General features: G+C 39.6%; 9 protein-coding genes and 1 pseudogene. 4 read left to right on the forward strand and 6 right to left on the reverse strand.

Features of this window, described 5'->3' with window-relative positions:
- Positions 1 to 8: 8 nt before the first annotated feature.
- From rimO to rpmB, 6 genes and pseudogenes are all read right to left on the reverse strand, one after another.
- Positions 9 to 1358 carry a 30S ribosomal protein S12 methylthiotransferase RimO gene (gene rimO, locus J4N24_RS15765; RefSeq protein WP_207534651.1) on the reverse strand — a complete coding sequence of 450 codons (1350 nt, stop codon included), beginning with the start codon at positions 1356 to 1358 and terminating at the stop codon, positions 9 to 11.
- Between the two features lie 180 nt (positions 1359 to 1538).
- Positions 1539 to 1862, reverse strand: a pseudogene (locus tag J4N24_RS25905) (GxxExxY protein); the annotation flags it as partial.
- Positions 1863 to 1881: 19 nt separating this feature from the next.
- Entirely contained in the window at positions 1882 to 2844 is a 963-nt protein-coding gene (gene ftsY, locus J4N24_RS15775) for a signal recognition particle-docking protein FtsY (protein ID WP_207534652.1), read from the reverse strand.
- A 222-nt stretch (positions 2845 to 3066) separates the two neighbouring features.
- Positions 3067 to 3228, reverse strand: a complete 162-nt coding sequence (locus J4N24_RS15780; protein WP_207534653.1) for a DUF4295 domain-containing protein — start codon at positions 3226 to 3228, stop codon at positions 3067 to 3069.
- Positions 3229 to 3307: 79 nt separating this feature from the next.
- Positions 3308 to 3490 carry a 50S ribosomal protein L33 gene (gene rpmG, locus J4N24_RS15785; RefSeq protein ID WP_207534654.1) on the reverse strand — a complete coding sequence of 61 codons (183 nt, stop codon included), beginning with the start codon at positions 3488 to 3490 and terminating at the stop codon, positions 3308 to 3310.
- A gap of 20 nt (positions 3491 to 3510) precedes the next feature.
- On the reverse strand, positions 3511 to 3744 hold the full coding sequence (gene rpmB, locus J4N24_RS15790; protein ID WP_207534655.1) for a 50S ribosomal protein L28: 234 nt from the start codon (positions 3742 to 3744) through the stop codon (positions 3511 to 3513).
- 273 nt (positions 3745 to 4017) lie between these two features.
- Between rpmB and J4N24_RS15795 the strand changes: the two genes are divergently transcribed.
- The 4 genes from J4N24_RS15795 (at position 4018) to J4N24_RS15810 (ending at position 8421) form a co-directional block, all read left to right on the forward strand.
- Entirely contained in the window at positions 4018 to 4299 is a 282-nt protein-coding gene (locus tag J4N24_RS15795; protein ID WP_207534656.1) for a DUF485 domain-containing protein, read from the forward strand.
- The gene (locus tag J4N24_RS15800) at positions 4296 to 6254 is read left to right on the forward strand and encodes a solute symporter family protein (protein ID WP_207534657.1); all 1959 of its coding nucleotides are present in this window, start codon (positions 4296 to 4298) and stop codon (positions 6252 to 6254) included. Before J4N24_RS15795 ends, J4N24_RS15800 begins: the two co-directional genes overlap by 4 nt.
- Positions 6251 to 8161 (forward strand): acetate--CoA ligase, encoded by a 1911-nt coding sequence (gene acs, locus J4N24_RS15805; RefSeq protein WP_207534658.1) that lies wholly within the window; start codon positions 6251 to 6253, stop codon positions 8159 to 8161. The genes J4N24_RS15800 and acs overlap by 4 nt, the downstream gene beginning before the upstream one ends.
- 74 nt (positions 8162 to 8235) lie before the next feature.
- On the forward strand, positions 8236 to 8421 hold the full coding sequence (locus J4N24_RS15810; protein WP_207534659.1) for a CsbD family protein: 186 nt from the start codon (positions 8236 to 8238) through the stop codon (positions 8419 to 8421).
- Positions 8422 to 8838 lie beyond the last annotated feature (417 nt).

Here is an 8838-nt window from a genome sequence, read left to right on the forward strand (position 1 = left end):
TCCTTTTATTATTTGACAATTTGTCCATACAGGTCGAAATCTTCCGCACGCTCGATTTGAGCATTTACAAAGCTTCCCACGGTAGAATAGTTGGTGCTTGCATGAAGAAGTACCTCATTATCAACCTCTGGAGAATCAAATTCAGTCCTGCCAACAAAGTAATCCCCCTCTTTTTTGTCGATTAAAACTTTAAAAGTTTTTCCTACTTTTTCCTGGTTGATGTCGAATGAAATTCCCTGTTGAACGGACATGATCTCTTCAACGCGCTGTTCTTTCACTTCTTGAGGAACATCATCTATCAGGGTATGAGCGTGGGTTTTTTCTTCATGAGAATAAGTGAAACAGCCAAGGCGATCAAACTTTGAATCCTCAACCCATTGTTTCATCTCCTGGAAGTCCTGTTCGGTCTCGCCCGGATAACCACAGATCAAAGTTGTACGCAAGGCGATATCAGGAACTTTGTCACGGATCTCACTGACAAGGTCAATCGTTTTTTGCTTCGTTATTCCACGGCGCATAGACTTCAGCATGTTATCTGAGATGTGTTGAAGCGGCATATCCAAATACTTACAAATGTTTTCACGCTCATTCATCACATCAAGAATCTCCATAGGAAAGCCTGAAGGATAAGCGTATTGTAAGCGGATCCACTCTACACCATTAACGTCTGACAGACTTCTTAACAAATCGTCCAGGCGACGTTTGCCATAAAGATCAAGACCATAATAAGTAAGGTCCTGTGCAATAAGAATAAGTTCTTTAGTCCCGTTTCTCACTAATCCCTGAGCTTCTTTAACCAATTCCTCAATCGACTTTGAAAGATGCTTTCCGCGCATTAATGGGATGGCGCAAAAGGAACAGGGACGATTACAGCCTTCAGCTATTTTGAAGTAGGCATAATGTGAAGGGGTCGTTAGAAGTCGTTCTCCAATCAGTTCATACTTATAATTCGCTCCTAAACTTGAAAGTATATCCTGAAGATCATTAGTGCCGAAGTAAGCATCAACGTTAGTGATTTCAGCTTCCAACTCTGGTTTGTACCTTTCAGAAAGACATCCGGTAACAATCACCTTACCTACCTTGCCTTTTTCCTTCAGCTCGCTGTATTGCAAAATTGTGTCTATTGATTCCTGCTTAGCATTATCAATAAAACCACAAGTGTTAATTACAACAATATCATCTTTACCCACTTTTTCAGCCTCATGCACAACGTCCATTGCGTTTCCTTTAAGTTGGCCCATTAAGACTTCCGAATCGTAGACGTTTTTGGAACAGCCAAGAGTGATAACATTTACTCTGGGTTTCTTGTTATGAGACTGCACCGATGTGCTAACTGATTTCACCGATTTGGTTTTCATTCTATTTATTATGATTACACCGATTGTGGTGTGATTACACTGATTATGATGTGATTATACTGTTTGTGTGTGTGATTACACTGATTATTATGTAATTACCCTGATTGTAATGTGATTACACCGATACGATGCTATGATATTGATTGTAGTGATTTCACTCAAAATGTTGAAATTGTATGATCATACAGAAACTCTTTTCACATCACAACTAGTGTTGCCAAAGTTAATAAGTAAACCTGTCTTAATTGTACTTGCTTTAAGATAAGAGATAAGCTGATTATAGAAGAGTTTAGGCATGATGCCTGTTACTGATTTGAGTTCAACTATTACACTGTTTTCTATAACTAAATCGCATCTGAATTTTCCAACCTGCATATTATCAAACTTCACTATAAATTCTCTTTCTGCAACAAAACTTAAACGTTCTTTCTTTAAGGTTAGTTGCAATGCATTAGAATAAATTTTTTCATTAAACCCCGGCCCCAGGGCACTATGTACATTAAAGCAGCACCCTACCTACTACCTACTTAAATAATGACTCTACAAAGTCTTTCTTATTGAATAGTTGCAAATCATTCATTGCTTCTCCTACGCCAATATATTTAACGGGAATTTTAAACTGGTCTGAAATTCCAATCACCACACCACCTTTTGCCGTCCCATCTAGTTTTGTAAGCGCCAGGGCATTTACATCAGTTGCCTGGGTGAATTGTTTACACTGCTCAATGGCATTCTGACCAGTAGAGGCATCGAGAACCAATAATATTTCATGAGGTGCACCGGGTACTACCTTCTGCATTACATTTTTGATCTTAGTAAGCTCATTCATCAAAGCCACCTTGTTGTGCAAGCGTCCGGCTGTATCGATAATTGCTACATCTTCCCCATTTGCAACCGCGGATTGAAGGGTGTCGAATGCGACAGAAGCAGGATCTGAGCCCATTGGTTGTGCAACCACACGAACATCCACACGCTCTCCCCAAAGTTTTAGCTGATCAACTGCCGCTGCTCTAAAGGTATCGGCGGCCCCAAGCACTACCTTATTTCCTGCTTGTTTTAATTTGTGTGCAAGCTTACCAATGGTCGTTGTTTTACCAACACCATTTACACCAACAACCATTATTACATAGGGCTTATGGTTTCCGTATTCGAAGCTTTCAAAATCGTTGCTGTTATTTTCTGCAAGTAAGTTTTGAATCTCGGCTCTTAATATGCTATTAAGTTCTGAAGTACTTACATACTTGTCACGGGCAACGCGTTCTTCAATACGCTCAATGATTTTTAAAGTAGTTGTTACACCAACATCTGAAGTAACAAGTATTTCTTCGAGTTCATCAAGCACATCCTCATCAACTGTTGATTTACCGATTACTGCTTTGGTAAGCTTTGAAAAAAGTCCCTCTTTTGTTTTTTCCAGACCTTTGTCTAGCGCTTCCTGTTCTTCTTTTGGTGTTTCTTTCTTTTTGAAAAAATCAAATAATCCCATTTTTTATGTATGCAGAATATAGATGTTCAGCGAGCAATATAGCAATTAACCGGCTATTAGCTATACAAAAAACCTGCATAGCAGTTTGCTGCTAAGAATAGAAAACGTATTTCCAGGTTCTTTGTGGCCATTAAAAACAAATGAACATTCACAAAAAAAGCCTTCCTGATGTTTATCGGGACGGCTTTATATTTTTTAAAGAATTATAAATTACTGAGCTTATTAAGCTTTTGATTCAGCAATTGCATCTTTAACGTGATCGTTATGTACAATAACTTCTTTAAAAGAGTAAGCGCCGGTTTTTGGTGATCTTACCATGGTAACTACTTTAGAGTACTCTTTACCTTTACCGGTTTTCAGGGTTGCAACTACTTTCTTTGCCATCTTTTTATAATGATTGAATGAGTGACTGAGTGAATGACTTTATATCTATCCTTGTGTCATCCATTCATTCTATCCTTAATTATTTAATTTCTTTATGAACAGTTACTTTTTTAAGGTTAGGGTTGTATTTTTTCAACTCTAAACGCTCAGTAGTGTTCTTTTTATTTTTTGTAGAGATATAACGAGACATCCCAGGTACGCCACTTTCTTTTTGTTCAGTGCATTCTAATATCACTTGAACTCTGTTACCTTTCTTTGCCATTTTATGTTTCTTTTAAAGAATTAAACGTATCCTTTTTTAAGGAATTTACTAATTACAGCACTAATACCGTTCTTGTTAATTGTTTTTACAGCTGAAGTGGAAACTTTCAGAGTAATCCAACGGTTTTCCTCAGGGATAAAAAACTTCTTTACCTGAAGGTTAGGATAAAATTTGCGCTTTGTCTTAACGTTTGAGTTAGAAACGTTGTGACCGTTCATTGGCGCTTTCCCAGTTAAATCACAAATTCTCGACATGACTATGTAGTGTATCTTGTTGTATAAATATCAGTCTCTTAAAGAGTTTGCAAATATCAGGAGAATAAATCAAAAAAGCAATATTATTTTATTTATTTCTTAGTCTGGAAATGGCAGGATGGCGCAGGATAAATTTTCTTAATTTAACTTCCCCTTAGGATAAAAATTTCTAATTTAAGCCCCTGAGAAATATGTAACGCGAGAATACGGAGCCTTTCCTCTTTCTTGTACATGTAACCTATATTATATTACTAACCTCAAAATCGAATCTATATGCATCATGGACCTGCAGTAGAAATGGGCGTTGACAATGCCTCGAAAAAGAAAGCAAAACTGGGTGTCCGGTTTTTCTTTCTCTACCTGTTTTTTTACGCTGGGTTTGTCGCCATCGGAGTACTTAATTATGAATTGCTAAGTGAAGAAGTTGTAGCGGGACTTAATCTTGCTTTATTCTATGGTATTGGGCTTATTTTATTCGCCGTGATCCTTGGCATTTTCTATAATAACCTTTGTTCCCGCTACGAAGACGAACTAAATAAGGAGGAGAAGTTATGATATATGGTATTTCTTACATAGCTCTTTTTTTCTTCGTTGTTTTTGTTGGACTTGTACTCGGCTTGTCTTTTTATTTCGCACGGAAAACTCGCTCTGCTTCTTCCTACTATGCAGCAGGAGGGCAGATTCATTGGGCGGTTAATGGAATTGCCTTTGCAGGCGATTACTTATCAGCTGCATCTTTTTTAGGAATATGCGGCATGATTGCCACTTTCGGATTTGATGGCTTTTTATATTCGATGGGATTTTTGGCGGGTTGGATCGTCGCTCTTTTTCTCATTGCAGAACCTTTGAAGCGCTTAGGGAAGTATACTTTCACAGACGCTCTTAATTCCACCTTTAATTCCCGGGCAATTACCCTAACTGCTGCTATCAGTACTTTAATCGTTTCTATCTTCTACCTGATCCCTCAGATGGTAGGTGCCGGCGATCTGGTAACACCCTTATTGGGATTGCCACATTGGGTAGGAGTGGTATTGGTTGGTGTAGTAGTGATTGTAATTGTGGCAAGTGCCGGAATGACCTCTACTACCTATGTACAATTCATTAAAGGAGGCTTACTGCTTTTGCTTTCTACTGTCCTTACCATTTATATCCTTAAAAACGGTTTAACGCTTAATCCTCAGCACGGAAAGCAGCAGTACCATCAGTTTGAACAAATAATCCCTCAGTTGGCTGATACAAATGTTGTTGCAGCAGGAGATTGGAAAGTTGTTTCGCAACAGAATGTGAAAGGAAAAACTTTTGTCAAACTGGAAAAAGCCGGTGTAAACAGATGGTTCTATTTAAGTAAAAAGACGGAGCAACCTGTTCTGACGGAAGCTTTGTCTATCGAAAAAGAGGCCGAAGGAACTACCCTATATAACGGAGAACCTAAGGCCAACGCTAAGTTCTTTCCCGTAGGGCACTTAAGTAGAATTGTGGTTGATGGAAAAGAAGTAAAGGAAACCGGAGCTTTAGGCCCTTTTGAATACCTGTCTACGATCGAAAAGAGCGAAGTTGTCCGGTTTTCGGAAGCTAAATTTTCAGATGGAAATAATAAAGTATCAGTGTATTATCAGAATCCTACTTCAGGTAAGGATTTTATGTTACCTGGCTTGAAATATAAGATAGGAAAAGGTGGTACGATCTGGAGCAGGATGGATTTTATATCACTGATGCTTGCTCTTTTTCTTGGAACAGCAGCACTACCTCATATTTTAATTAGATACTATACAGTAAAGTCTCAGCGAGATGCGAGAAAATCAACTATCCTGGCCATTGCCGCTATTGGCGCTTTTTATGTTCTAACCTTATTCATGGGACTTGGAGCCTCTGTAAATGGAGTGTTGGACGTGGAATCAAGTAATATGGCCGCACCCTTGCTAGCGAGAGCATTTGGTGTAGTACTTTTCTCCATTATTTCAGCTGTGGCTTTTGCAACCATCCTGGGTACAGTTGCCGGACTCATTATAGCTTCTTCTGGGGCTATTGCTCACGATTTGATGCATAACTATTTCCGTGTCGACTTGAGTGATGAGAAAAAAGTCCAGGCAGGGAAGATCTCCGCTTTTGCGGTTGGTATCATTGCTATTGCCCTGGGCATTGCATTTAAAGGAATGAATGTTTCTTTCCTTGTGGGATGGGCCTTTTCAATAGCAGCATCCGCAAACTTGCCAGCTATTTTATTTTTGTTGTTCTGGAAAAAAACTACAGCAAAAGGAATAGCCTGGTCAATTGTAACAGGGATCGTTGTCTCGCTTGCAATAATCCTAACATCTCCAACAATGTGGGATAAGTATGGGCTTGATCCGGCAAATGCTATTCATAAATTGGATAATCCCGCTGTTATTTCATTTCCTTTAGCTATTATAGCGGCTTATTTAGTTTCATTAGCTACACAGAAAGACAATTCAACTAAAATAGATCTTACCGAATTAAAACCTGAGAATAGAAAAAAGATTGTTTCAACATGAGTTTATTACAGATAAAATCTTTTGAGAATTACAAACGAGTTTACGACTATAGTGTAAAAGAACCCGAAAATTTCTGGGCAGATATTGCCAGTACCTTCCATTGGCACAAAAAATGGGACAAGGTTTTAGATTGGGACTTCAAAGCGCCGGATATCAAATGGTTTCAAGGCGCTAAGCTTAACATTACTGAAAACTGCATTGACAGACATTTAAATACTCTTGCAAATAAACCTGCGATTATTTGGGAACCTAATGATCCGGATGAAGCACACCGCGTATTGACCTATAGGCAATTGCATGATAAGGTTTGTCAGTTCGCCAATGTACTAAAGAACAACGGAGTAAAGAAAGGTGATAGAGTATGTATCTATCTGCCGATGGTGCCTGAGCTTGCTATTGCTGTGTTGGCGTGTGCAAGGATCGGTGCTATCCATTCCGTAGTTTTCGGTGGATTTTCTGCCCAATCTATTGCCGACAGAATCAATGATGCCGAATGTGCCCTGGTCATTACTGCTGATGGAGGTTTCCGCGGTACCAAAGATATTCCTCTAAAAAATATTATAGATGACGCTTTGGTTCAATGCCGCAGTGTTCAAAAAGTGATCGTTTTAACCAGAAGTCGCACGCCGGTTTCCATGATTAAAGGGAGAGATGTTTGGTGGGAAGATGAGATTCGCAAAGTGGAAACCATGGGAAATCCTGAATGTCCGGTAGAGGAAATGGATGCGGAAGACGTATTATTTATTCTTTATACCTCAGGTTCTACGGGGAAACCCAAGGGAGTGGTCCATACCACTGGTGGATATATGGTTTATGCCGGATATACTTTTGCAAATGTATTCCAGTATCAGCCTGAAGAAGTGTATTTCTGTACCGCAGACATTGGCTGGATCACCGGTCACTCTTATATCGTTTATGGTCCGCTTTCACAGGGAGCAACTACGCTAATGTTCGAAGGGATTCCAACCTGGCCAACGGCAGGTCGTTTCTGGGATATCGTAGAAAAATATAAAGTTAACATTCTATATACCGCTCCAACTGCGATCCGCTCTTTGATGAGCTTTGGAGAAGAGCCTTTAAAAGATAAAGATTTCAGTTCTATCACAAAGCTTGGTTCGGTAGGAGAGCCCATCAATGAGGAAGCCTGGCATTGGTTCGATGAGAAGATCGGTAGTGGAAAGGCTCCTATAGTAGATACCTGGTGGCAAACAGAAACAGGTGGTATCATGATTTCTCCTATTGCCGGTGTTACCCCTACGAAGCCGGGATATGCAACACTTCCTTTACCAGGAGTTCAGCCAGTTCTGGTTGATGAAAATGGAAAAGAAATCGAAGGCAATGGGGTTACTGGAAATCTTTGTATTAAATTTCCTTGGCCAGGTATGTTAAGAACGACATGGGGAGATCACGAACGTTGCCGGCAGACCTATTTCTCTACCTATGAGAATATGTATTTTACTGGTGATGGTTGTCTTCGTGATGAAGATGGATATTATAGAATTACTGGTCGTGTAGACGATGTACTAAATGTATCTGGGCATCGTATCGGAACTGCGGAAGTTGAGAACGCCATTAACATGCATTCAGATGTGGTAGAAAGTGCTGTTGTTGGATACCCACACGAGATAAAAGGTCAGGGAGTGTATGCTTATGTAATTCTGGGAAATTCAGGCCATGAGGAGGACTTAACACGGAAGAACATTCTTCAAACGGTTACACGTATTATTGGTGCGATTGCTAAGCCAGATAAGATCCAATTCGTTTCAGGATTACCAAAGACACGCTCTGGCAAGATCATGCGCCGTATCTTACGTAAGATTGCTGAAGGAGATACCTCAAATCTGGGGGATACAACAACCCTGTTGGATCCTGCAGTTGTTGAAGAGATTAAGTCGGGAGCTCTTTAGGCCGTAAAGCTATCGCTAGTTCCAAAACATTTTCTTTTTCTTATCTGTTCTTAGAGTAACAAATACCTAAAAAAATGGACAGATTAGAATTAAAAGGTAAGTGGAATGAATTGAAAGGTAAGGCGAAACAGGCATATGGCGATCTTACTGATGATGATTTAGCTTACGAAGACGGAAAAGAAGACGAGCTTTATGGCCGTTTACAAAATAAAACTGGAAAAACCAGAGAACAAGTGATTGACTGGCTAAGAAGCTTGTAGTCTAAACATTTAAAAAGGCTGTCCTGAGAAATTTCGGGACAGCTTTTTTTGTGCCTTAAAGTGACAAATCTCAAATTTTTATTTCTAATAGGTCCTGTTCTCATCCTATCAAAGTTGAAGCCACTTAACTACTAAGAAAAAAGCAAGAACATGTCAATGCCGGATAAGGACCGGCTATAGCTGGTTCAATGCGATGTTTATCCGGTACTCATCCGGCGCTGAACCGGTTATGACCAGTAGTTTGGGTAAGTTTCTTAGGAGTTAAACTGGCGCCCATAAACAACAAAGGAACCAAAGGGAAGCTCCCCCGGTGCCTTTATCCAATTTTATTTGTGTTTATTAAGCGTTCTTCTTTCTTGCAATTACTTTCTGAACAGCTTTAACGATGTGTTCTGCATCCAGACCGTATTTGGTCAT

This window comes from Desertivirga arenae (genome assembly GCF_017355785.1).
In the GTDB taxonomy this organism is placed as follows: Bacteria; Bacteroidota; Bacteroidia; order Sphingobacteriales; family Sphingobacteriaceae; genus Desertivirga; species Desertivirga arenae.

What these genes read in the sequence shown, in the direction of transcription:
- J4N24_RS15780 (WP_207534653.1), bottom strand. Translation starts at nt 3,228, where the DNA reads ATGGCAAAGAAAGTAGTTGCAACCCTGAAAACCGGTAAAGGTAAAGAG.
- J4N24_RS15795 (WP_207534656.1), top strand. Translation starts at nt 4,018, where the DNA reads ATGCATCATGGACCTGCAGTAGAAATGGGCGTTGACAATGCCTCGAAA.
- J4N24_RS15810 (WP_207534659.1), top strand. Translation starts at nt 8,236, where the DNA reads ATGGACAGATTAGAATTAAAAGGTAAGTGGAATGAATTGAAAGGTAAG.
- rpmB (WP_207534655.1), bottom strand. Translation starts at nt 3,744, where the DNA reads ATGTCGAGAATTTGTGATTTAACTGGGAAAGCGCCAATGAACGGTCAC.
- rpmG (WP_207534654.1), bottom strand. Translation starts at nt 3,490, where the DNA reads ATGGCAAAGAAAGGTAACAGAGTTCAAGTGATATTAGAATGCACTGAA.
- rimO (WP_207534651.1), bottom strand. Translation starts at nt 1,358, where the DNA reads ATGAAAACCAAATCGGTGAAATCAGTTAGCACATCGGTGCAGTCTCAT.
- ftsY (WP_207534652.1), bottom strand. Translation starts at nt 2,844, where the DNA reads ATGGGATTATTTGATTTTTTCAAAAAGAAAGAAACACCAAAAGAAGAA.
- acs (WP_207534658.1), top strand. Translation starts at nt 6,251, where the DNA reads ATGAGTTTATTACAGATAAAATCTTTTGAGAATTACAAACGAGTTTAC.
- J4N24_RS15800 (WP_207534657.1), top strand. Translation starts at nt 4,296, where the DNA reads ATGATATATGGTATTTCTTACATAGCTCTTTTTTTCTTCGTTGTTTTT.